General features: G+C 73.9%; 22 protein-coding genes. 14 read left to right on the forward strand and 8 right to left on the reverse strand.

Features of this window, described 5'->3' with window-relative positions; all coding sequences use genetic code 11:
- The first annotated feature begins 203 nt into the window (after window positions 1-203).
- Complete coding sequence (locus tag ACIPN7_RS04165) at window positions 204-716, forward strand: MarR family winged helix-turn-helix transcriptional regulator (RefSeq protein ID WP_400538259.1); 513 nt, start codon at window positions 204-206, stop codon at window positions 714-716.
- 95 nt (window positions 717-811) lie between these two features.
- Here the strand turns inward: ACIPN7_RS04165 and aqpZ are convergent, their stop codons facing one another.
- On the reverse strand, window positions 812-1,561 hold the full coding sequence (aqpZ, locus tag ACIPN7_RS04170; RefSeq protein WP_400538261.1) for an aquaporin Z: 750 nt from the start codon (window positions 1,559-1,561) through the stop codon (window positions 812-814).
- 147 nt (window positions 1,562-1,708) lie between these two features.
- Between aqpZ and ACIPN7_RS04175 the strand changes: the two genes are divergently transcribed.
- Genes ACIPN7_RS04175 through ccsB form a run of 5 tightly spaced genes read left to right on the forward strand, consistent with a single transcriptional unit; the run spans window position 1,709 to window position 6,549 of the window.
- A complete protein-coding gene (locus ACIPN7_RS04175; protein ID WP_400538263.1) occupies window positions 1,709-2,356 on the forward strand; it encodes a histidine phosphatase family protein in 648 nt (215 codons plus the stop codon).
- On the forward strand, window positions 2,356-2,952 hold the full coding sequence (locus tag ACIPN7_RS04180; RefSeq protein ID WP_400538265.1) for a TlpA family protein disulfide reductase: 597 nt from the start codon (window positions 2,356-2,358) through the stop codon (window positions 2,950-2,952). Before ACIPN7_RS04175 ends, ACIPN7_RS04180 begins: the two co-directional genes overlap by 1 nt.
- Window positions 2,952-3,758, forward strand: coding sequence for a cytochrome c biogenesis CcdA family protein (locus ACIPN7_RS04185; protein WP_400538267.1), 807 nt, complete (start codon window positions 2,952-2,954; stop codon window positions 3,756-3,758). The genes ACIPN7_RS04180 and ACIPN7_RS04185 overlap by 1 nt, the downstream gene beginning before the upstream one ends.
- Window positions 3,758-5,548 (forward strand): cytochrome c biogenesis protein ResB, encoded by a 1,791-nt coding sequence (locus ACIPN7_RS04190; protein WP_400538269.1) that lies wholly within the window; start codon window positions 3,758-3,760, stop codon window positions 5,546-5,548. The genes ACIPN7_RS04185 and ACIPN7_RS04190 overlap by 1 nt, the downstream gene beginning before the upstream one ends.
- A gap of 2 nt (window positions 5,549-5,550) precedes the next feature.
- Complete coding sequence (gene ccsB, locus ACIPN7_RS04195; RefSeq protein ID WP_400538272.1) at window positions 5,551-6,549, forward strand: c-type cytochrome biogenesis protein CcsB; 999 nt, start codon at window positions 5,551-5,553, stop codon at window positions 6,547-6,549.
- Window positions 6,550-6,625: 76 nt separating this feature from the next.
- Here the strand turns inward: ccsB and ACIPN7_RS04200 are convergent, their stop codons facing one another.
- On the reverse strand, window positions 6,626-7,018 hold the full coding sequence (locus tag ACIPN7_RS04200; RefSeq protein WP_400538274.1) for a PLDc N-terminal domain-containing protein: 393 nt from the start codon (window positions 7,016-7,018) through the stop codon (window positions 6,626-6,628).
- 120 nt (window positions 7,019-7,138) lie between these two features.
- Here ACIPN7_RS04200 and ACIPN7_RS04205 point away from each other — a divergent pair, with 120 nt between their 5' ends.
- A complete protein-coding gene (locus ACIPN7_RS04205) occupies window positions 7,139-7,420 on the forward strand; it encodes a DUF4229 domain-containing protein (protein ID WP_400538276.1) in 282 nt (93 codons plus the stop codon).
- Here the strand turns inward: ACIPN7_RS04205 and ACIPN7_RS04210 are convergent.
- Together ACIPN7_RS04210 and ACIPN7_RS04215 are read right to left on the reverse strand one after the other, a co-directional pair.
- Entirely contained in the window at window positions 7,417-8,286 is an 870-nt protein-coding gene (locus ACIPN7_RS04210) for a 1,4-dihydroxy-2-naphthoate polyprenyltransferase (RefSeq protein WP_400538278.1), read from the reverse strand. The two genes, ACIPN7_RS04205 and ACIPN7_RS04210, sit on opposite strands and share 4 nt — an antisense overlap.
- 82 nt (window positions 8,287-8,368) lie before the next feature.
- Entirely contained in the window at window positions 8,369-9,691 is a 1,323-nt protein-coding gene (locus ACIPN7_RS04215) for an AMP-binding protein (protein ID WP_400538280.1), read from the reverse strand.
- 108 nt (window positions 9,692-9,799) lie between these two features.
- On the opposite strand from ACIPN7_RS04215, the gene ACIPN7_RS04220 reads away from it, so the two are divergent.
- The 3 genes from ACIPN7_RS04220 to ACIPN7_RS04230 all read left to right on the forward strand — a co-directional run bounded on the left by ACIPN7_RS04220 (window position 9,800) and on the right by ACIPN7_RS04230 (window position 13,996).
- Window positions 9,800-10,879: a DUF3048 domain-containing protein gene (locus tag ACIPN7_RS04220; protein WP_400538282.1), complete on the forward strand. Its 1,080-nt coding sequence runs from the start codon at window positions 9,800-9,802 to the stop codon at window positions 10,877-10,879.
- Between the two features lie 164 nt (window positions 10,880-11,043).
- A complete protein-coding gene (locus tag ACIPN7_RS04225) occupies window positions 11,044-12,291 on the forward strand; it encodes a DUF1611 domain-containing protein (RefSeq protein ID WP_400538284.1) in 1,248 nt (415 codons plus the stop codon).
- Window positions 12,278-13,996: an ABC transporter ATP-binding protein gene (locus tag ACIPN7_RS04230; RefSeq protein WP_400538286.1), complete on the forward strand. Its 1,719-nt coding sequence runs from the start codon at window positions 12,278-12,280 to the stop codon at window positions 13,994-13,996. The genes ACIPN7_RS04225 and ACIPN7_RS04230 overlap by 14 nt, the downstream gene beginning before the upstream one ends.
- Before the next feature lie 83 nt (window positions 13,997-14,079).
- Here ACIPN7_RS04230 and ACIPN7_RS04235 read toward each other — a convergent pair whose 3' ends face one another.
- The 3 genes from ACIPN7_RS04235 to ACIPN7_RS04245 are packed head-to-tail and all read right to left on the reverse strand — an operon-like array spanning window position 14,080 to window position 16,150.
- Window positions 14,080-15,033 carry a 1,4-dihydroxy-2-naphthoyl-CoA synthase gene (locus tag ACIPN7_RS04235; protein ID WP_400538288.1) on the reverse strand — a complete coding sequence of 318 codons (954 nt, stop codon included), beginning with the start codon at window positions 15,031-15,033 and terminating at the stop codon, window positions 14,080-14,082.
- A 36-nt stretch (window positions 15,034-15,069) separates the two neighbouring features.
- Complete coding sequence (locus ACIPN7_RS04240) at window positions 15,070-15,561, reverse strand: HEPN domain-containing protein (protein ID WP_400538290.1); 492 nt, start codon at window positions 15,559-15,561, stop codon at window positions 15,070-15,072.
- A complete protein-coding gene (locus ACIPN7_RS04245; protein ID WP_400538292.1) occupies window positions 15,518-16,150 on the reverse strand; it encodes a MarR family transcriptional regulator in 633 nt (210 codons plus the stop codon). Before ACIPN7_RS04245 ends, ACIPN7_RS04240 begins: the two co-directional genes overlap by 44 nt.
- A 100-nt stretch (window positions 16,151-16,250) precedes the next feature.
- On the opposite strand from ACIPN7_RS04245, the gene ACIPN7_RS04250 reads away from it, so the two are divergent.
- Window positions 16,251-16,853, forward strand: coding sequence for a gamma carbonic anhydrase family protein (locus ACIPN7_RS04250; protein ID WP_400538294.1), 603 nt, complete (start codon window positions 16,251-16,253; stop codon window positions 16,851-16,853).
- 13 nt (window positions 16,854-16,866) lie between these two features.
- Here ACIPN7_RS04250 and ACIPN7_RS04255 read toward each other — a convergent pair whose 3' ends face one another.
- Window positions 16,867-17,814, reverse strand: a complete 948-nt coding sequence (locus ACIPN7_RS04255; protein WP_400539153.1) for an EamA family transporter — start codon at window positions 17,812-17,814, stop codon at window positions 16,867-16,869.
- 103 nt (window positions 17,815-17,917) lie between these two features.
- Between ACIPN7_RS04255 and ACIPN7_RS04260 the strand changes: the two genes are divergently transcribed.
- From ACIPN7_RS04260 to ACIPN7_RS04270, 3 genes are all read left to right on the forward strand, one after another.
- Window positions 17,918-18,898 carry an o-succinylbenzoate synthase gene (locus ACIPN7_RS04260; protein WP_400538295.1) on the forward strand — a complete coding sequence of 327 codons (981 nt, stop codon included), beginning with the start codon at window positions 17,918-17,920 and terminating at the stop codon, window positions 18,896-18,898.
- Complete coding sequence (menD, locus tag ACIPN7_RS04265; RefSeq protein ID WP_400538297.1) at window positions 18,895-20,679, forward strand: 2-succinyl-5-enolpyruvyl-6-hydroxy-3-cyclohexene-1-carboxylic-acid synthase; 1,785 nt, start codon at window positions 18,895-18,897, stop codon at window positions 20,677-20,679. Before ACIPN7_RS04260 ends, menD begins: the two co-directional genes overlap by 4 nt.
- Before the next feature lie 166 nt (window positions 20,680-20,845).
- Entirely contained in the window at window positions 20,846-22,618 is a 1,773-nt protein-coding gene (locus ACIPN7_RS04270) for a trypsin-like peptidase domain-containing protein (protein WP_400538300.1), read from the forward strand.
- Window positions 22,619-22,717: the final 99 nt, after the last annotated feature.

A 22,717-nucleotide genomic window follows, 5' to 3' on the forward strand; every position in this document is an offset into this window, starting at 1 on the left:
GGTGCGGCGGTTGAGGTAGATAGTTGAGGGATCAACTAGATCTGATGCGTTCCAACATAACGGGTCCCGTAACGTATTCCTAGAGGGCGCCCGGCACGTCGCAGATCACATTCGCGCCGGCGGGCGATCATGGCTCCCGGCGCGACGGCGTCACCCGGGGCGGCCCTCCTGGCAGCTCGGCGAGTACGAAGGCGGTGGGCGAAGTGGCAGCGGAGACGATCCAGGGTTCCGATCTCTGGCTGACCGAGGAGCAGCAGGGCTCCTGGCGGCGGTATCTCGAGGGGACCGCGCGGTTCGTGGAGGCGCTCAGTGCGGTGCACGACCGGACCCTCGACCTCTCGCTCGGGGAGTACAGCCTGCTGGTGCAGCTCTCGGAGGCGCCGGAGCGCACCATGCGGATGTCGACGCTCGCCGACGGCCTGGTGCTCTCGCGCAGCCGCCTCACGCACACGGTCGCGCGCATGGAGGCGCGCGGGCTCGTGGAGCGCCGGGCGGCGGAGGGCGACCGCCGCGGGGTGAACTGCACCATGACCGACGCCGGCTACGCGGCGCTGGAGGTGTCGGCGCCGGGCCACGTCGCGGCGGTGCGCCGGATCATGGTGGACGCGCTGGACCCCGAGGAGTTCGCGCTGCTCGGGCGCATCATGGCCAAGGTCGCGGAGTCCTCGAAGATGTCGGGCGGCACGGAGGAAGGGCTCACGGCGCACTGCGACTGATCCCGGGCCACGCGCGGCGTCCGCGCGCGTGTCAGACGTACAGGTCACCCGGGTGACCTGTACGTCTGACACGGCGGTGGTGGGGATGGCGGGGCCTACTCGGTCAGCACGCGGCTGAACATCGGGCGGTACGCGTACCCGGCCACGAGTGCGCCGAGGATCGGGAACAGGAGGAACACCCAGAGCTGCCCCCAGGCCCAGCCGCCGCCGTAGATCGCGGTGGCGATGGAACGGGCGGGGTTCACCGACGTGTTGGTGACGGGGATCGAGATCAGGTGGATCAGGGTGAGCGTCAGGCCGATGGCCAGCGGCGCGAACCCGGGGGAGGCGATCCGCGCCGTGGTGCCGAGGATGACGAACAGGAAGACCGCGGTGAGCACGGTCTCGGTCAGGATCGCGGAGCCGAGCCCGAACCCGCCCGGGGAGTGCTCGCCGAACCCGTTGGACGCGAAGCCCGACTCGCGTGCGGCGTCGAAGAAACCGTCCGGCCCGCCGAGGGCGACCAGCGCCAGCACGCTGGAACCGAGCGCGCCGCCGATGACCTGCGCCACGACGTAGCCACCGACGTCGCTCCACGAGAACCGGCCCGCGGCCGCCAGTCCCAGCGTGACGGCGGGGTTGAAGTGGCCGCCTGAGATCGGGCCGAGCGCGAACGCGCCGACCACGACGGTGAGGCCGAAGGCCAGCGCGACCCCGAGAAAGCCCACGCCCAGCGTGTTGGCCTCGGCGTCGGGGAAGTTGGCCGCGAGGATCGCGGTGCCGCAACCACCCAGCACCAGCACGAAGGTGCCGAGCGCCTCGGCGGCCAGACGCGCGTACATGGCAGGCGATGCCGTCTCACTCATGTGGAGCCCCCTTGCTTGCATCCGACGGTTTCATGGCGAAACCTTTCCGCCGAATGTAGGTCGGCCGGACCGGATCGGCGCGAGATGACGTAATGCACACTCGCTGGAGGTCACGGGCACCCAGGGTCGGATGGGAGACTGTGGGTCATGGTTTCCACGACGGTTCACCTGCTGCGTCACGGCGAGGTGTACAACCCCGACGGCCTGCTGTACGGGCGCCTGCCCGGCTACCGGCTGTCCGACCGTGGCCAGGCGATGGCCAAGATCGTCGCCGACCACCTCACGAGCACCGGCCGGGACGTGACCCACGTGGTGGCCTCCCCGCTGCAACGGGCGCAGGAGACGGCCGCCCCCGTGGCGCAGGGCTTCGGCGTCGAGCTCGCCACCGACGACCGCGTCATCGAGGCCGACAACCGGTTCGAGGGCCTGGTCGTCGCCGGCCCCGGCGGCGGGGCGCTGAAGAACCCACGCAACTGGCCGTACATGTGGAACCCGTTCCGCCCGTCGTGGGGCGAGCCCTACACGGCGCAGGTCGAGCGCATGCGCGCCGCCGTCGAGGACGCGCGCCGCGCCGCGGAGGGCCACGAGATCGTGCTGGTCAGCCACCAGCTCCCCATCTGGCTCACGCGCCGAGCGCTCGAGGGCGGGACCCTCTGGCACGACCCGCGCAACCGGCAGTGCAACCTCGCGTCCCTGACGTCCCTGCACTTCGAGGACGACACGTTCGTCGGCCTGCACTACACGGAGCCCGCCGCGGAGCTCTACGACGGCGCGAGCAAGGTCGCCGGCGCGTGATGCGGGGCAAGACCGTCAAGGCGGTCCAGTGGGTAGTGGTCGTCGGCATCGTGCTCGGCCTCGTCGTTTCGCTCGCCGCGTGCAGCCCGGAGGACTCGGGCGCCGGCGACGTCGTGGGGCAGGGGTATGTCTCCGGTGACGGTTCGGTCCAGACGTACGACGTCGGGGAGCGCAAGGGGCCCGTCACCATCACGGGCAGCGACTTCGAGGGCAACGACGTCGACACCTCCGGGTGGTCGGGCGACGTGGTGGTCGTGAACACCTGGTACGCCTCGTGCGCGCCGTGCCGCGCCGAGGCCCCCGAGCTCGTGGACCTCGCGGGGTCCAAGGACGGCGTGCAGTTCCTCGGCATCAACACCGAGGACGACGCCGGCGCCGCCCAGGCGTTCCAGCGCACCTTCGAGGTGCCCTACCCGAGCATCGAGGACCGCACCGGCAAGGTGATCGCCGGCCTGTCCGGCGTCGTGCCGCTGCAGGCCGTGCCGTCCACCGTGGTGCTGGACCAGGAGGGCAACGTGGCCGCGCGCGTCATCGGCCAGGTCGAGGGGTCCACGCTGGAGGCCCTGATCGACGAGGTCCTGGCGGAGGCCGCCTGATGTACTCGACCGGCGCCATCGCCACCGCCGTCGGCGACGGGCTCGCGAGCACGGTCTGGAGCGGGTCGCTGCTCCTGGCGGTGCCCGTCGCGCTGCTCGCGGGCTTCGTGTCGTTCGCCTCGCCGTGCGTGCTGCCGCTCGTGCCCGGGTACATCGGGTACGTGAGCAGCATGGCCGCGGCCTCGGCCGGTACGACCCCCGGGATCGTGGCGACGCGCACCAAGCCGGCGCGCGGCCGCGTGGTCGGCGGGGTCGCCCTGTTCGTCCTCGGCTTCACCGCCGTGTTCGTCTCGTTCGGCGCCGCGTTCGGCAGCCTGGGCGCCTACCTGGTGCGCTGGGAGGACGTGATCATCCGCGTGCTCGGCGCCGTGGTGATCCTGCTCGGCCTCGGGTTCCTCGGGGCCGTCCCGTTCCTGCAGCGCGAGGCCCGGTTCCACCTGACGCCGCGCGCCGGCCTGTGGGGCGCGCCGCTGCTCGGCGTCGTCTTCGGGCTCGGCTGGACGCCCTGCATCGGCCCCACCCTCGGCGCCGTGCAGGCGCTCGCGATCGACGAGGCCTCGGCGGGCCGCGGCGCCCTGCTCGGCATCGCGTACTGCATCGGCCTGGGTGTTCCGTTCCTGCTCGTGGCCCTCGGGCTGCAGAGCTCCGAGCGCATGCTGGACTTCCTGCGCAAGCACCGCCTCGCGGCGCTGCGCATCGGCGGCGGGCTGCTGGTGCTGGTCGGGCTGCTGCTGGTCACCGGGCTCTGGACGCGACTGACCGGGGCCATGCAGCTCTGGATCGGTGGATTCGAGACGGTGATCTGATGGCCGGTCGTACCAGCAACCGGGACAGCACCCGGGACAGCAGGGAAGGCACGTACGTCCCCGAGGGCATCGCGGACGCGTTCACGCAGGGCGAGCCGGGCGAGGCGCACGACGGCCCGGCGTCGGACCCGAAGGAGCGCAAGCCCGAGCGGCCCACCGCGCCCGCGCTGGGCCTGGTGGGCACGCTGCGCTGGATGTGGCGCCAGCTCACCTCGATGCGCGTGGCGCTCATGCTGCTGATGCTGCTCGCCGTCGCCGCCGTGCCCGGGTCGGTGCTCCCGCAGCGCAACCAGGACGCCGCAGGGGTGCTCGAGTACCTCGCCGACCACCCGACCGCCGGGGACTGGCTCGACAAGGCCGGGTTCTTCGACGTCTACTCGTCGGTCTGGTTCTCCGCCATCTACATCCTGCTGTTCGTCTCGCTCGTGGGCTGCATCCTGCCGCGGTCGGCGGCGCACTACCGCGCCCTGCGCGGCCGCCCGCCGCGCGTGCCGTCCCGGTTCAACCGGTTCCCGGCCAAGGCCACCGCGACCACCGGCGCCGCGCCCGAGGAGGCGGCCGACGCCGTCGCCGCCCACCTGCGCGGCCGGCTCTCCTGGCTGCCCACGTTCCGGGTGGACCGGGGCGAGGAGGCCGCCCGCGGCCGACGCCCCGCGTCCGCCACCGTGAGCGCCGAGCGCGGCTACCTGCGCGAGTCCGGCAACCTCGTCTTCCACCTGGCGCTGGTCGGCCTGCTCGTCTCCGTCGCGACCGGCCAGATGCTGCACTACCGCGGCCAGGCCATCGTCACCGAGGGCCGCGGCTTCGCCAACGCCGTCGTGGACTACGACACCTTCGAGAAGGGCGGATGGTTCCGCCCCGGTTCCCTGGTGCCGTTCTCGATGACGCTCGACAAGTTCGAGTCGGAGTTCGCGAGCGACACCGTGGCCTTCGCCCAGGCGCGCGACTTCACGGCGCACGTGACGGTCACCGAGCCGTCCGGCGAGGAGCGGCCCGAGCAGATCAAGGTGAACCACCCGGTCGTCGTCGACGGCGCCAAGATCTACCTCCAGGGCAACGGCTTCGCCCCCGAGATCACCGTGCACGACGCCGAGGGCGAGGTCGCCTTCTCCGGCCGGGTCACGTTCATCCCCGAGGACACGATGTACACCTCCCGCGGTGTGGTGAAGGTGCCGGACGTGTCGCCCGGGCTGGACCAGATCGGGCTCGTCGGCTACTTCCTGCCGACGGCGGAGGTGAACGAGGACGGGTCGGCCCGCTCGGCGTTCCCGCAGCCCGTGGACCCGCTGCTCGTGCTCGAGGTGTACACGGGTGACCTGGGGCTCGACGACGGCTCGCCGCAGAACGTGTACGAGCTCGACACGGCGTCGCTCACCCCGGCCCTGGAGGAGTCCGGCGAGCGCGTCAAGGTGCTGGCGCGGCCCGGCGAGACCGTGGACCTGCCGAACGGGCTCGGCACCCTGACCCTCGGCGAGGACCTCCCGCGCTACGTGGCGCTCGACCTGCGGCACGACCCGTCGCTGGCGTTCGTGCTCGTCTTCGCGCTGCTCGCGCTCGCGGGGCTCACCGTCTCGCTCTTCACCCCGCGGCGGCGCGTCTGGGCGCGGGCGTACGACGGGCCGGACGGCGTTACGGTGGTCGAGGTCGCGGGGCTCGCCCGGGGCGACGACGCCGGCCTCCAGGCCGAGGTCGACCGCGCCCTGGGGGCGGTGCCGGGAGCGGAACCCGGACCGGCGGCCACTGGACGAGCTCAGGAACCGCGCATCGAGACCGGATCGGAAAAGGACTGAACATGGAGCTGGCAAACCTGAGCGTGCTGCTCGTCTGGGGTGCCGCGACGGCGCTCGCGATCGGGCTCATCGCGTTCTCGGTGGATCTCTCGCGCCTGTCCGGCGCGAAGGTCGACGCGCGGGACGCGGCGCGGAGCCGCGACAAGGTGAGTGTCGGCGCGGGGGCGGGGGACGACGCGCCCGGCCTGATCGACGCGGGGTCCGCCGCCCCCGTCGGCACCGGCGCGGCGGCCGGTCCGGTGAACCGCAAGTTCGCCGGGATCGGGATGTCCGTGACCTGGCTGGCCGCGGCGCTGCTGCTGATCGCGATCGTGCTGCGCGGCATCGCGGCGGGGCGCACACCGTGGGCCAACATGTACGAGTTCACGCTGGTGGGCACGTTCGTGGCCGTCGCGGTGTTCGCCGGCGTGAACACGCGGCGCGACGTGCGGTACCTGGGCGCGTTCGTGAGCGGGCTCGGCGTGCTGTTCCTGGTGCTGGCCCAGGAGAAGTTCTTCGTGGAGGCGATGGGCGTCCAGCCCGCGCTGCAGAAGTACTGGCTCGTGATCCACGTGGGCGTCGCCATCTGCGCCACCGGCATCTTCACCGTCGCCTTCGTGGCGTCGGTGCTGCAGCTCCTGCGGGACGCCCGGGACAACGGCTCGCCGGTGCTCGGCAGCCGGCACTGGGGCTGGCTCGACCACACCGCGGCGCCCGCCGCCCTGGAGTCGCTCTCGTTCCGCCTAAACTCGGTGGCGTTCGTGCTGTGGACGTTCACGCTCATCGGCGGCGCCATCTGGGCCGAGGACGCCTGGGGCCGCTACTGGGGCTGGGACCCCAAGGAGGTCTGGAGCTTCATCGTCTGGGTGGTCTACGCGGCCTACCTGCACGCGCGCACCACGCGCGGCTGGTCCGGGTCCCGTGCGGCCTGGTTCGTCGTGGCCGGCTACGCGTGCGTGCTGTTCAACTTCACCGGCGTGAACCTGATCTTCAACGGGAAGCACTCGTACTCGGGCCTGTGAGCCCCGACAACCACAAGACCAAGGGCACCGGATCCGCGCGGATCCGGTGCCCTTGGTCTATGTCTCGTCCCGACGCTCAGTTGCTCTCGGCGTCGTCGTCCTTGGCCTCCTGGCGGCCGCGGGCCTCGCGCTCACGCTTGCGCTTCTCCTGCTCCAGCAGCCAGAGGAACTCCGGGTCGTCGTCCGGGGCCACGGGGCCGGAGGGGCGGCGCGGGCCGGGCCGCGGTGGCGTGGTCGGGCGGGTTCCGCCGGAGCCGGGGCCGGGGCCCGAGGCTGGGCCGGCGTCGGACCGGCGGCTGACCCGCACCACGATCCACGAGATCGCGCCGAGCAGGGGCAGGAGGACGATCAGGAGCACCCAGAGCCAGCGGGGCAGGCCGGCGCGTTCGTCCTCGTCGGCGCCCCAGACATCGGTCAGGGCATAGGCCATGAGTCCGACGACCACCAAGATCAGGAGTACGCGAGGCATACCCCCAGCCTACGGTGGGTTGGCGCGGGCGGGGCAGCCCTCGACGTGACGTTCGCCCTGTTGTCGCCCGCTGGGCCGTCGTCGTGCGAACGCGACGCGCGCCCGGCCTACCATGGGTGGGTGCCCCTCGTGATCTACTCCCTGCTCCGTGTCGCGCTCGTCGCCGCGGCACTCGGCGCGCTGTACCTCGTCGGACTGCGGGGCTGGCTGCTCCCGGTCGTCGCCGTGCTGGTCGCCCTGGCGGTGTCGTACCTGACCCTGGGCAGGCCGCGCGACGCCGCGACGGAGTGGATGGCCGGCCGGGCCGAGCGGCGTGCCGCGGCGCGGGCCGCGGCCCCGAAGATCGACGCCGACGCCGCCCACGAGGACGCCGAGGTCGACGAGAAGCTGCGCGCCGACTAGAGCGACAGGCCGAACCAGAGCAGCAGCCCGTAGCCCAGCTCGTACAGCCCCGTGCCCGCCAGGACCGGGACGAGCAGCTTGCCGCGCGCCCCGGCGAGGATCGGGATGGACAGCAGCGCCGCCGGGCCGAGCAGCAGCAGCACCACGAGCGACCACGGTGCCCAGAACACGCACAGCGCGCCGAGCAGCACCGGGACCCAGATCATCGCGATGTACGCGCGACGCGCCCGGTAGTCGCCGAGCCGCACCGCGAGGGTGCGCTTGCCGGCGAGGACGTCGGTCGGGATGTCACGCAGGTTGTTCACCATGAGCAGCGCGCACGCGATGAGGCCCACGCCCACGGCGCCGAGCACCGCGGGCCAGGTGATGCGGTCGGCCTGCGTGTACGTGGTGCCGAGCACCGCGACCAGGCCGAAGAACACGAACACGGCGATCTCGCCCAGGCCCCGGTACCCGTACGGCGTCCTGCCGCCCGTGTAGTACCAGGCGGCGACCACGCTCACCGCGCCGACCGCGAGCAGCCACCAGTGCCCCGACACCGCGCACAGGATCAGCCCCAGCACCCCTGCGACGCCGAACGCCGCGAAGGCGGCACCCTTCACCGCGCGCGGCTGGGCGGCGGCCGACGCCGTGAGCCGCATCGGGCCCACGCGGTCGAGGTCGGTGCCCCGCACGCCGTCCGAGTAGTCGTTGGCGAAGTTGACGCCCACCTGCAGTGCGAGGGCGACGCCCAGCGCGAGCAGAGCGGGCAGCCAGGCGGAGGAGCCGACCTGTGCGGCCGCGCCGGTACCCACCATGACGGGGGCGGCCGCCGCCGGCAGCGTGCGGGGCCGCGCCCCGGAGATCCACTCGGCGGCAGTGGCCATCAGCGTGTCCTTCGTTCGTGGGGTGTGACTGTGTCCTCGCCACGGCACCGGGCCGGGGCCCGGTCCTGGCGGAGGAACGAAGTCATGGTCGCACGGGTTCCCGGCCTTGATTCCGCTCGGCCCGCACGACGGCGTCGCGCACCGCCCGGCGGTCCACCTTGCCCGGGCCCCGGGTCGGCAGGGCCGGGGTCACGTACACGCGGCGCGGCGCCGCCGGCGCCCCGAGCCGCCCGCCGACGGCGGTGCGCAGCCCGGCGAGCAGCTCGCCGTCGGCGTCGGCCAGGGGCAGCGGGACCCCGGGCGCCGTGTCTCCCGGCGTGCCGTCCCCCGGCGTCCGGTGCTCCGGCGCGCCGACGGCGGGCGCGTGGCCGGGCAGGGCGAGGACGGCGACCACGGCCTGGCCCCACTCGTCGTCGGGCACGCCGACGACGCACGCCTCACCCGGCGTGCCCCGCACGGCCAGGTGCCCGGCGATCGCGTCCTCGACGGCGGCCGGGGCGACGTTGACCCCGCCGGTGAGGATCACGTCGTCCGCCCGGCCGAGGATCGTCAGGCGGCCGTCGTCGAGGCGGCCCAGGTCGGAGGTGCGGAACCAGCGGGTGCCGTCGGGGTCGGTGCGGAAGGCGGCGGCCGTCGCGTCGGGGTCGCCCACGTAGCCCTCGGCGAGCACGGGGCCGGACAGCTCGACCACGCCGGTCGCGGCGCCGGGGCCCGCGGCATCGGCCAGCCGGACCCGCACGCCCGCCAGCGGGACGCCGTCGTACACGCAGCCGCCGCTCGTCTCGGACATGCCGTAGGTCGTCACGGCGCGGACCCCGGCGGCTCGCGCGCGGGCCAGGAGCGGGGCGGGGGTCGCGGCGCCGCCGACGAGCACGGCGTCGAACCGTGCGAGCGCCGCGAGGCCGGCCCCGTCGTCGCCGTCCCCGCCGTCGGTCCCGTCCCCGCCGTCGGCCGCGGCGACGAGCCGGTGGAGCTGCGTGGGCACGATCGAGACGTAGGCGCGACCACTCCCGTCCGCACCCGGGGAGTCGAGGAAGTCCCGCGCGAGGGCGGCGAACGCGCCGGGCGTGAAGGGGGCCAGGTCGCCCACGCGCACGTCGGTCCCCGCCACGACCGTCCGGTTGACCACCTGGACGCCCGCGACGTGCGTGGGCGGCAGCACGAGCAGCCAGCGGCCGGGCCCGCCGAGCCGGTCGTGGGTGGCCTCGGCCGAGGCCCGCAGGGCCGCCGCGCTGAGCGCGACCTCGCGGGGGTTTCCCGTGGAACCGGAGGTCCGGAGCACGAGCGCGGTCCCGGCCGGTACGGCGGCGTCGGACAGGCGGGGCTGGGGGGCGTAGACGGCGCCGCCGTCGAGGGCGTCCCGGACGGCGCGCACCACGGCGCCCGCGGGGTCGGTCAGGGTCACCTCCTGAGCGTAAGCGTGCTCGAAGGGCCGGGCGTCGCCCGGATCTGTAAGGTGTGCGCCACACGGACCCCTCGGGGCTCGGCACCGAACGCTCGCGGAGGAGTATCGATGACCACGCGTTGGAGGACGGCGGTCCGTGCCACGGGTACGGCCATGGTGCTGGCGGTCGGGCTGACCGGGTGCGACGGGGGCCGGCCCGCCGAGGCCCTGGCGACACCCACCACGACGGTGGCGGCCTCGGTCGAGAGCGACCGGGGCAGGCCCCCGGAGCCCGAGGTGCCGCTGGTGTGGCCGCTCACCGGCGTGCGGACCGAGAAGGTCGCGCACCGTCCCGCGGTGTCGGTGAAGATCGAGAACGCGACCGCGGCCCGGCCGCAGAGCGGCCTGGTGGAGGCCGACATCGTGTGGGAGGAGGTCGTCGAGGGCGGCATCACCCGCTTCGTGGCGACCTACCACTCGAACCTCCCGGACGCCGTGGAGCCGGTGCGCTCCATCCGGCCGATGGACGCCGCGATCGTGGCGCCGCTCGACGGGATCCTGGCGTTCTCCGGTGGGCAGGGCCCGTTCATCGCCGCGGCGCAGCGGGCGGGCACCCAGACGATCATCATGGACACGGGCGCCCCCGGCTTCCGGCGCGATCCCGGCCGGGCCGCGCCGCACAACGTGATCGGCCACGTGCCGACCTGGGTCGAGCAGGCCGACAGCAGGCGGACGAGCCCGCCGCCCGCCCAGTTCGAGTACGCGCGCAAGGTCGGCCAGGGTTCGGCGCCGCAGGACGGCAAGGCCGCGCGCTCGGTCGACGTGCGGCTGTCCACGCTGCAGCGCACCGTCTGGACGTGGGACCGGGACAACCGGAAGTACCTGCGCAGCGAGGGCTCCGCGCCGTCCGTCGCCGCCGACGGCCGACGGCACGCCGCGCGGAACGTCCTGGTGCTCTCGACCGAGGTGTTCAACACCAAGTGGCGGGACCCGGCCGGGGCGCCCGTGCCGGAGCACCGGCTCGCCGGGCGCAGCGGCAAGGGCACGCTGTTCTCGATGGGGCACAGCCTCTCCGTGACGTGGTCCAAGAAGGACCTGAGCTCGCCGGTCGTGCTGCGGACCGGCGACGGCGCGCACGTGCTGCTGGACCCGGGCAACACGTGGATCGAGCTCGTCCCGAAGGGCAAGGGGAGCTGGCAGGTGGAGTGATCCGGAGCCGTCGCCGGCCCGGGTATTCTTCCCGCACGGCGACGGCGGACGGCCGTCGTGGCTGATGAGAAAGCCTTCATCCGGGTCTCATCACGAGTTCATGGCGGGCTTGTTGAGTAACGACGTCGCACCATCGCGTCCCTCGACAAGAAAGCGTGGCCGCCATGAGCATCCTTGAGACCTCCCCGGAGCTGCGCGGGCTCGACCCGCGCCCCGTCGCCGCACCGCTGCGGGCCGACGCCGCCCCCGCAGCCGTGCGGATGCCGGACCCGGCCGCGCACCGGCTGCTGCGCGCCAAGAAGGCCTACTCCACGCGGTTCGTCGCAGCGGCGATCGAGCAGGACCCGGCCGCCTTCGGCCTGGTCACCGATCCGACCCGGGCACCGCGGCCCGGGGACGTCGTGCTGGCGCGCGTGGTCACGATCGGCCAGCACCGCCGGCTCGAGTCGCCCGTCTCCCGGCGGCAGATCCTGTTCGAGGGCGACGAGATCGTCGTGGCGTACGGGTCGCGCTACGCCGCCGACCAGTTCCTCGCCGTGCTCCCGGAGGACCTCGGGCCGTGCCACCTCGCCGCCGCCGGCGGGCTCGCCTCGCGGGTGGTGGACCAGCACGCCGCGGTCAAGGACGCGACGGTGATCGAGCCGATCGGTCTGCTCACGACGTCGGGGGTCGGCGGGGGTGCGTCCGTGGTCGCGACGTCGGGCACCGTCGTCAACCTCGCGGCCTACGCGCCGCACCCGGTGCGCGCGGCGGGGAGCCTGAGCGGCAACGCCGCGCGCGTCCCGGTGATCGCCGTCATCGGCACGTCGATGAACTCCGGCAAGTCCACCACGCTGGCCTGCCTCGCCCACGGCCTGACCGCGGCCGGCCTCACGGTCCATGCCGGCAAGGCGACGGGGACGGGGGCGGGCAACGACGCGCACCACTTCGTCGACGCGGGCGCGAGCCACGTCCTCGACTTCACCGACTTCGGCCTGCCGAGCACGTTCGGCCTCCCGTTCGAGGACGTCCGCGACGTCTTCGCGACGATGGCGGACGTGCTGGCGTCCCCGGTGCGGCCGGGCGCGCCCGCGCCCGGCGTCGTGCTCATCGAGATCGCCGACGGCGTCTACCAGGGCGAGACCGGTCGCCTGCTGGTCGACGACGCGTTCCGCTCGGTGGTCGACCGCGTCGTGTTCGCGGCCGGCGACGCGCTCGGGGCGAGCGGCGGGGTCGCGGCCCTGCGGGCCCTCGGCGCCGAGCCCTCGGTGGTGTCGGGCGTGCTCACGGCCTCGCCGCTGGCCACCGCCGAGGCCCGCCGGGCGCTCGACGTGGACGTCGTGCCGACCTATGACCTCTGCTTGCCCGCCGTCGCGTGGGCGGCCGCGGGGCTCGGGGACGCGCGGCTCGGCGCGGGCCATGCGGTCGCCTGAGTCCGCGGTGTCCGGCTCCGGCTCGCCCGGACAGGGCGGCCTGCCGCGGATCTTCGTCGGCGCCCGACGCCGCTGGGTCGTCGGTCTCGCCGCGCTCGGCATCGCCCAGGGCGCGCTCGGGGCGGTCGGCGCCTGGGCGCTGACCCAGCTCCGGCCGGGCAGCGCGTGGCCGGTGGCCATCGCGATCCTGAGCATCGTGGCGACGGCGGTGGCGATCGGCGGGCTGCGTATCGAGGAGCGCGTCGTCGCGGAGCGGCTCGGCCAGGACCACGTGCGCGAGCTGCGCCGTGAGCTGGTCGAGTCCGAGCTCACGCCGGGCGGCAGCACCCACCTGGGCATCACCGTGGCCCGCACCACCAACGACCTCGCGAGCGTGCGCAACTGGGTGTCGCAGGGGGTCGGACCGCTCGCGGCGGGCATCCCGCTCATCGCCGGGTCCGCCGTCGGGCTCACGGTGCTCGACCCGTTCCTCGGCCTCGGGTTCCTGCTCCCGCTGGGCGCGCTCGCCGCCGTCATGGTGCCCTGGGCACGCACCGCGTACCTGAAGTCGCGGCGGCTGCGGCGCGCCCGCGGGCGGATGGCCACGCGGATCGCCGACACCGTCGGCGCCTCGGAGGGGATCATCGCGGCGCGCGGCGCCGGCCGCGAGCTCGACCACATCGACTCGGCGTCCGACGACGTGGTCGACCGCGCCGTCGACCGGTCGGCGACCGTCGGGGCGCTGCGGGCCGGGGGCACCGTCGCCGCGCTGCTCGCGACGCTCGCCGTCGCCGCCGTCGGCGTGGTGCGGGGACTCGACCCGGCCGTCACCGTGGCCGCGATGGCCATGGCCGGGCTCGCCTCCACCCCGATCGTCGACCTGGGCCGCATCGTCGAGTACCGCCAGACCTTCCTGGCCGCCCGCGCGGTGCTCGTCCCGGCGCTCGCCGACGCCGCGCGCCGGAAGACGGAGCACGAGCGGGCGAGCAGCATCGCGGCACAGGCCGACGTGCCGGACGGCGCGGACGGGCCGGGCCGGGTGCACCTCGTGGTCCCCGGCCTCGTCCCGGACGGCTCCCCGCTGCGCGCCGGGCCGGGCGCCCGGATCCGGCTGAGCAGCGGAGACGCCGACGGCGGCGGCGACAATCGCGCTGCTGCGGAGGCGCCCCTGCGCCTGATGCGGCGGGTCGTGGGTCTCGACCTCGCGTCCGCCGGGACCACCGACGAGATCTGGGTGGCGGGCCGGAACCTGCGGGCGGTGGCGCCGGGGGAGGGGCGCGCGCTCGTCGGACTCGCGACCCGGGGCAGCGTGTTCGAGCGCGGCACGCTGCGGCGCGCGCTGCGCTACCGTCGTCCGGACCTGGACGACGCCACGGCCGACGCGGTCTTCACGGCGGTGGGCCTCGACGTCGGCAGGTTCCCGGACGGGCCCCGCACCGTGCTGCGCGCCGGCGGGGAGCCGCTGACCGTCGACCAGCGCGCCCGGCTCGCGCTCGCCCGCGCGGTCTACGGCGAGCCGCCGCTGCTCCTGGTCGCCGACCTCGACCGCGACCTGGACCAGGAGGGGCGCGACCGCCTCGCGGGCGTCCTGGCGGGATACCCGGGCGTCGTGATGTTCACGGGGTCCGACGACCTCGCCCGGGCGCTCGACGCCGAGGAGGTGCGCCTGGCGGCCGGGCCGGTCCCGGTCACGCCGTCCGGCCGGCCGGCGGACGACGACGACTGACCCGACGACGACCACCCGACGACGACCACCCGGCTGACTCGGCGATCCCACCTCGGCGAGTCAGCCAGTTGGTCGGTCGGTGGTCAGTAGTAGTAGGGGAAGGCCGACCAGTCCGGGTCGCGGCGTTCCAGGAACGCCTCCTTGCCCTCGACGGCCTCGTCCGTCATGTACGCCAGCCGGGTCGCCTCGCCGGCGAACACCTGCTGGCCGGCGATGCCGTCGTCGGCGGCGTTGAAGGCGAACTTGAGCATCCGGATGGCCTGCGGCGACTTGCCGGCGATGATGCGCGCGTACTCCAGCGCCAGCCCCTCCAGGTCCTCGTGGGCGGCGACCTCGTTGACCGAGCCCCAGCGCTCGGCGTCGTCGGCCGAGTACTCGCGGGCCAGGAAGAAGACCTCGCGGGCGCGCTTCTGCCCGAGCTGGCGGGCGAAGTAGGCGGAGCCGTAGCCGGCGTCGAACGAGCCGACGTCGGCGTCGGTCTGCTTGAACCTGCCGTGCTCCCGGCAGGCGACCGTCAGGTCGGCGACGACGTGCAGCGAGTGCCCGCCGCCGGCGGCCCAGCCGTCCACGACCGCGACCACCACCTTGGGCATGGTCCGCATGAGGCGCTGCACCTCCAGGATGTGCAGGCGGCCGGCCTTGGCGGGGTCGATCGAGTCGGCGTTCTCGCCCTCGGCGTAGCGGTAGCCGTCGCGCCCGCGGATGCGCTGGTCGCCGCCGCTGCAGAACGCCCAGCCGCCGTCCTTGGGGGAGGGGCCGTTGCCGGTCAGCAGCACGGTGCCGACGTCGGACGTCATGCGGGCGTGGTCCATGACCCGGTACAGCTCGTCCACGGTGTGCGGGCGGAACGCGTTGCGGACCTCGGGGCGGTCGAACGCGATGCGCACCACGGGCAGGTCGCGCGGCTCGGGGCCGCTGCGGTCGACGCCCCGGTGGTACGTGAGGTCGGTCAGGTCCTCGAACCCGGCGACCGTGCGCCAGCGCTGCGGGTCGAACGTCTCGGAGACCTGACGGGGAAGATCGGTGCTCGTGCTCACGCGGACCAGCCTAGTTCGGGCGAAGACGGCCGGTGCTCAGTGCCAGGGCCCCACGTTGGGGACGAACTTCTTCATGGCAGCGACGATGTCCTCCGAGTCGGCCAGCGCGAGGGTCACTTCCTCGGTGGTGATCGTCGGTGTCTCCACCCCGGGGTACTCGGAGTCGTGGCGACGAAGGCGGAGCGCGCGAAACGTCCGCACGACCTTGCGCGCATTGGGTCCGAGCTGGGCCTCGACGCCTTCCTGGACCGCCCGGTGGCCGTTCTTGTTCGTCGGCCGCAGTCCCTGCCGGGCCAGGGGCGCGGTCATGGCTTTGCGTGCGGCGTCGTAGAGCATCGCCAGGGCACCGGACGGATCGTCGTCGATCACTTTTGCCGCCGAGGCGAGGTGTGCCGCCGCCTGGCCGAGCAGGAACTCCGCGTGCGCCTCGGACGGCGCGACCTGCTGCAGCTCGCCCTCGTCGATGAGGTTCTGGACCTCGGGCTCACCGATCGGCCAGCGTCCCTTCCCCGCCGTCGTTCCGGCCACTCGCATCTCCTTCGTCCGTGACGAGCTCGACCGTCGGTGAGCTCATGATCGTCCGCTTGAACGGGCCGTCGTCGGTCTCCCAGGCCGCAGCGGAGACCCGACGGACGTTCACCTCTCGGTGCAGTTCCTTCTCGGCCTCGTCGACGACGTCGGCGAGGCGGTCACGGTCTGGATCGCCGATCACGAGCACGTCGATGTCACCGGGGACGGAGCCCGGCTGTTCGTGGTACCGCGCCGCCCAGGACCCGTAGATGAAGGCACGTGTTATGCCGCCGACGTCGGTGAGGAGGTCACGGAGCACCGCCAGGGGACCGAAGGTCACCGCCAGAAGTTCTGCTAGAGGAGCGTAGACCGGGTTGTCTGTTCGCGCGCGGGCAAGGCGAGTGTTGCCGAGGCGGCGGGTGGTGACGAGGCCGGCGTCCTCCAGGCGATCGACCTCCCGAAGCACCGTCGCTGGGGAGGCACCCACGAGCCTGGCCACGTCGGAGAGGCTCTGTTCCTGCCCCGGGTGCAGCAGGACCGCCGCCAGGATGTCGCCCTGCGTCCGCGTGCGCAGCAAGGGGAGGAGCAGGGGTGCCGCTCTTTTCATAAAACCGACACTATCGCTCGTTTTATGAAAAGACTACGGGCGGTGTCGACGTCGGTGTCGGTGTCGGCACCTAGTGTTGCGGCGAGGAGAGGAGCCCCACATGTTCGTTCGTCATCGCGGTCTCGAACCGTCGATCGATCCGTCGGCCTACGTCGCCCCGTCGGCGACCGTCGTGGGTGACGTCCGGATCGCCGCCGGGGCCAGGATCCTGCACGGGGCGGTCCTCACCGCCGAGGACGGCGCCGTCGTCATCGGCGAGGACACCGTGGTCATGGAGAACGCGCTCGTCCGGGGCCGCCGGGAGTATCCCGCCGAGATCGGGCCGGCGGTGCTGATCGGCCCGCACGCGCACGTCAACGGCGCCCGGGTCGAGGAGGAGGCGTTCGTGGCGACGGGCGCCGCCCTGTTCCCCGGCAGCGTGATCGGGGCCGGTGCGGAGGTGCGCATCCACGGGGTTGTGCAGGTCAATACCGTCCTCGCCCCCGGAGCGCTCGTGCCGATCGGCTGGGTGGCCGTGGGCGACCCGGCGACGATCCTGCCGCCGGACCGGCACGACGAGATCTGGGCGATCCAGCGCGAGCTCGACTTCCCCGGCACCGTCTACGGGGTGGGGCGGGACGTGTCGATGCGCGAACTCATGCGCGGGCAGTCGGACTACTACGGGGCGCACCGCGACGATGCGCCGGTCGACGGGACCACGTAGCGGCGGGGGCGGTCTAGTTCGGGCGGTCCGGGTGCTGTGCCGGGGCGAGGTCCTCCGGCCGGACGTCGGGCCGCGCGCCGCGCGTGGCGCCCACCGAGGCGATGACCACGCACAGCACCGCGATCCACTGCGACCAGTGCAGCACCTCGTGGAGCACGACGAGGCCGATGAGTGACGCCATGGCCGGCTCGAGGCTCATCAGGATGCCGAAGACGCGCGGCGGCATCCTGCGCAGCGCCTCCAGGTCGAGCGAGTACGGGACCACCGACGACAACAGTGCGAGACCGAGCCCCGCGACCAGGACCCACGGCTGGATCAGTGCCGCTCCGCTGTCGGCCACGCCGATGGGCACCGCCACCAGCGCCGCGACGACCATCCCCAGTGCCAGGCCGTTGCCTTCCGTGGTGTGGCGGCCCAGCGCCGCGCTGACCACGATGTACAGGCCCCAGCACGCCGCCGCGCCGAGGGCGAACAGCAGGCCGACGAGGTTCACCTCGCCGCCACCGCCCATGAGCAGGACCACACCGCCTCCCGCGAGCACCGCCCAGAGCGCGTCCAGCCATCGCCTCGACCCGCCCAGGGCCACGGCAAGTGGCCCGAGGAACTCGACGGTGACCGCGATTCCCAGCGGGAGCCGGTCCAGCGACAGGTAGAAGCACAGGTTCATCAGGCCGAGGGTCAGGCCGTAGGCGACCACCACGGTCCACGCCCGACGACTCATCCGCGGTGAGGGCCGCCACAGGAGCATCAGGATCGCCGCGGCGAAGAACAGGCGCAGCGCGACCGTCCCGAAGCTGCCGACCTCGCCGAACAGCTGTTTGGCCAGCGCGGAGCCCAGCTGAACGCTGACGATGCCGAGCAGGACGAGTGCCGTCGGCGGGACCCCGCCGAGGCCACGTCCGACCAGACCGGTCAGCGACGACCGAGGGATCGGCTCGCGTCGAGAGCTGTCGTCGTTCATCGAGGCCACACGTGGAGTATCAACGACGGTGGGGTCGCACAACACGTCATTTCGCCGCACCGGAACGCGACCGGGAAGCCACCTGGGTCGTTAGCCTGGCCCTGTGCTGCTGATCGGTGAACCCGTGGTCTGGTCCACGCCCCTGCGGACCCGCTTTCGCGGGATCGACGTGCGCGACGGCGTGCTGCTCCGCGGCCCCGCCGGCTGGGGCGAGCTCTCCCCGTTCTGGGACTACGACGACGAGGAGTCCGCCACCTGGCTGCGCGCCGCGCACGAGGCCGCCCTCGTCGGCTGGCCCGACCCCGTGCGCCGGAGCGTGCCGGTCAACGTGACCGTCCCCGCCGTCGGGCCGGAGCGGGCGCGCGAGATCGTGCTCGCGTCCGGCGGCTGCCGTACCGCCAAGGTCAAGGTCGCCCAGCGCGGCCCCGACGGCACGCTCGAACCCGTGGGCGCCGAGATCGAGCGGGTCGCCGCCGTCCGCGACGCCCTCGGGCCCGACGGCGCGATCCGGATCGACGCCAACGCTGCCTGGACCCCGGACGAGGCACTGGCCCACCTCGCCGAGATCGACCGCGCCGCCGGCGGGCTGGAGTACGTCGAGCAGCCCTGCGCCGACGTCGACGAGCTCGCCCTGGTGCGCCGCAAGCAGGACGTGCCCGTCGCGGCCGACGAGTCGATCCGCCGCGCCTCCGACCCGATGCGCGTGGTGCGCCAGGAGGCCGCCGACATCGTGGTCCTCAAGGTCCAGCCCCTCGGCGGCGTCCGCGCCTGCCTCGACCTCGCCGAGCAGGTCGGCCTGCCCGTCGTCGTCTCGTCCGCGCTGGAGAGCTCGGTGGGGCTCGCCGCGGGCATCGCGCTCGCCGCCGCCCTGCCCGAGCTCCCCTACGCCTGCGGGCTCGCGACGTCCCAGCTCCTGGCGCACGACGTCGTCGCCGAGCCCCTCCTGCCCGTCGACGGCGCACTCCCCGTGCACCGTCCGGAACCGTCACCCGAGGCGCTCGCGGCCACGCCCGCAGACGGCCCGACGACGACCCGCTGGCTCGCCCGGTACCACCGCCTGACCCGGATCCTGGAGGACGCATGACCATCCCGCCCGCCGTGGCCGCCGCCCGAGCCCTCGTCGCCGACCTGGTCACCCGGGGTGTGCGGGACGTCGTGCTCGCGCCCGGTTCGCGCAGCGCCCCCCTTGCGTATGCGGTGGCCGAGGCCGCCGCCGCCGGCCGGCTCACGCTGCACGTCCGGATCGACGAGCGCGACGCCGGCTTCCTCGCGCTCGGCCTGTCCAAGGGTTCGGAGGGTGCGCCGGTCGCCGTCGTCACGACGTCGGGCACCGCCGTCGCGAACCTGCACCCCGCCGTGCTGGAGGCGAGCCACACGGGCCTGCCGCTCGTCCTGCTCACCGCCGACCGGCCGCACGAGCTGCGCGGCACGGGCGCGTCGCAGACCACCGACCAGGTGGGCATCTTCGGTTCGGCGGTGCGGTACGCGGTGGACGTCCCGGCGCCGGCCGGGCCGTCGGGCTCGTCCGACCCGGCCGGCGGGTCCGGCCTCGACGCCGAGGCGGTCCGCCACCTGCGGAGCGTCACCGCCCGCGCGGTCAGCGCCGCGCTCGGGTTCCGCTCGGGACACCCGGGGCCGGTGCACCTCAACCTCGCCTTCCGGGACCCGCTGACGCCGTCCGCCCCGCTGCCCGGACCGCCCGCGGACACCGCGCAGGAGGGGTACGCCAAGCCCGACCCGCCGCTCGTCGTGCCCGCCGTGCTGCAGCACCTCGGCTCGCCGGCGCTGCCCGGCGACCCGGCGCGCACCGTGGTCGTCGCGGGCGACGGCGCCGGACCCGAGGCGCGGCAGCTCGCCGAGGCGCAGGGCTGGCCGCTGTTCGCGGAGCCGTCGTCGGGCGCCACGGGCGGCACCCACGCGATCGCCGGCTACCGGCTGCTGCTCGGCTCCGACGGGCTCGCCGACGGCATCGAGCAGGCGGTCGTGCTCGGCCGGCCCACGCTGTCGCGGCCGGTGCAGCGGCTGCTGGGCCGGCCGTCCGTGGCGGTCACGGTGGTCGCGCCGGGCGCGGGTCCCTGGCCCGACGCCGCCCGCAACGCCGCCGTCGTGCTGCCGGGCCTGGCGCCCGTCTGGTTCGAGCCGGCCGCCGAGCAGCCCACACCGTTCCTGGAGCGCTGGCGGACCGCGGGCGCCGCGGCCGCGCGCGTCCTGGACGAGGTGACCCGCGACGACGCGGTGCTCGGCGGCCCGACCGCCCTCTCCGTGGCGCGCGCCGTGGCCCGGGTCCTGGGCCCCGCCGACCTCCTCGTGGTCGGCTCCTCCAACCCCGTGCGGGACCTGGAGCTGGTGCTCGGCCTCGACGGTCCCGGCCCCGCCGTCCTCGCCAACCGCGGCCTCGCGGGCATCGACGGCACCGTCTCGACGGCGGCCGGGGTGGCCCTCGCCGCCGCCCGCCGCGGCCTGCGCACGCGCGCCCTCCTGGGCGACCTCACGTTCCTGCACGACGTCGGCGGCCTGCTGCGCGGTCCCGACGAGCACCAGGTCGACCTGGAGATCGTGGTGGTGAACGACGACGGCGGCTCGATCTTCGCGACCCTGGAGCACGGGGCGCTCGCCGCGACGAGCGACGCCGCGAGCGCCACGTTCGAGCGGGTGTTCGGCACGCCGCACGGGGCGAACCTGGCGCAGCTCTGCGCGGGGTACGGGGTGGACCACCAGCTCGTCAAGGACGTGCCGACCCTGCGGCACGCGCTGCAGGCGCCCAGCCACGGCATCCAGGTCATCGAGGTGCGCGTGCCGCGCGGCGACCGCCTGGCGGAGTCGCGTGCCCTGGCGGCCACGGTCCAGAAGGTCGCCGCCTCCTGACCTGCCGCCTGCGCCGAGTTCGGGCTGTTTGCGCCTCCGGGCCCTCCGGAGGCGCAGATGTCCCGCACTCAGCGGGGTCTCGGGATATGCAGGGAACTCACAGACTCGTTTAAGGGTGGGACAAGGAACGGGGTGTCAACTGGTTCTGACTTCAAGGAGGGTCACGATGACCGAGCAGAACAGCACTACTCCGCAGCCGGACCAGCAGCCGTCCGAAGCGCAGCCGACCCAGCAGCTGCCGGTCGCCGGCCCGGCACCCGTCCAGAACGCGGGCGCCGAGCAGTCCCCGACCCCTGCGCAGTCGACGGCGCCTGTCCCCGCGCCGCCCGAGGGTGTGACGCCTGAGGGCGTGACGACTCAGGGTGCGACGCCGGCAGGCATGACGCCCGCCCAGCACGAGCGGGCGCAGGCGCCGGTTCCGCAGCCGGCCCCGGCTCCGCAGCCGGTCCCGGCCCCGCAGGCCCCGGCCCCCACGCAGCAGGTACCGGCGCAGCACGCACCGGCGCCGGCCCAGCACGCCCCGGCCCAGCACGCCCCGGCCCAGCACGCCCCGGCCCAGCACGCCCCGGCGCAGCACCAGACGACGCCCGCGCAGACCGTGGCCCCCGGCGGCCCGCCCTCGCCGTCCTACGTCAACCCCTACGCGGCCCCCGCCACCGCCACCGCGACCGCCGAGCCGCGGCCGCGCAACCGCACCTGGGTCCCCGTGGTCAGCGCCGCCGCGGCCGCCGCGCTGCTGGCGAGCCTGGGCACGGCCGGTGCCATCTCGCTCACGAACGGCTCGGACGGCGCGGCCTCCCTCGCCGACGTCGGGCAGACGAACAACCAGACCGTCCCCGTCAAGAGCTCGACCGTCGAGAACCCGGACTGGACCGCGGTCACCTCCGCGGTGCAGGAGTCCGTGGTCTCGATCCAGGTCGAGAGCCAGGCGGGCGGGGCCGAGGGCTCCGGCGTCGTGCTGGACTCCGACGGCCGCGTCCTGACCAACAACCACGTGGTCTCCGGTGCGCAGACCGTCCAGGTCACCCTGAGTGACGGCAGCGTGTACGAGGCCGAGATCGTCGGCACCGACCCGACCACCGACCTCGCCGTCGTGCAGCTGACGGACCCGCCGTCGGACCTGAAGCCGGCGAAGTTCGGCGACTCGGACGACGTGGTGGTGGGCGAGCCCGTGATGGCGCTCGGCAACCCGCTGGGCCTGGCGAACACCGCCACGACCGGCATCGTGTCCGCCCTGGACCGCCCGGTCACGGCCAGCGCCGAGGACGGGTCCGACCAGGTGGTCACGAACGCGATCCAGATCGACGCCGCGGTGAACCCCGGCAACTCGGGTGGGCCGCTGTTCAACGCGTCGGGCGAGGTCATCGGCATCACGTCCTCGATCGCGACGCTGTCCAGCGGTGGCGGCGGGACGTCCAGCAGCTCCGGCTCGATCGGCCTGGGCTTCGCCATCCCGGGCAACCTGGCCACGCAGATCGGTGACCAGCTCAAGGAGAACGGCACCGCGGAGCACGCGTTCCTCGGGGTCTCGATGTCGGACGCCACCGCGAAGGCCGACGGTGTCACGCGGCGCGGCGCGGGCGTCGAGGACGTCGTCGCCGACTCGCCGGCCGGCAAGGCCGGGATCCAGCAGGGCGACGTGATCGTGGCGATCGACGGCGACGCGGTCAACGGGCCGGAGTCGCTCACGGCCTTCGTGCGGGAGAAGGCGGCCGGCGACAAGTCGGTGCTGACCATCGTCCGCGACGGCAAGACGGAGGAGGTCACGGTGACGCTGGCGGTGAAGGAGGAGACCGACACCAGCTCGGGCTCGCAGGACCAGAACCAGCAGGACCAGCAGGGTCAGCTGCCCGGCCAGCAGGACGGCTCGGGCTCCGACCAGACCAACCCGAACAACATCCCGGACTGGCTCCAGGACTTCTTCAACAACCAGGGCTGATCCGCCCCGGAGGACACGTGTCAGACCCTCAGATCACGCGAGTGACCTGGGGGTCTGACGCGTATTCGCGTTCAGCGGGTGAACTTGGCCCGACCGGTT

This window comes from Promicromonospora sp. NPDC090134 (genome assembly GCF_044746965.1).
GTDB lineage: Bacteria > Actinomycetota > Actinomycetes > Actinomycetales > Cellulomonadaceae > Promicromonospora.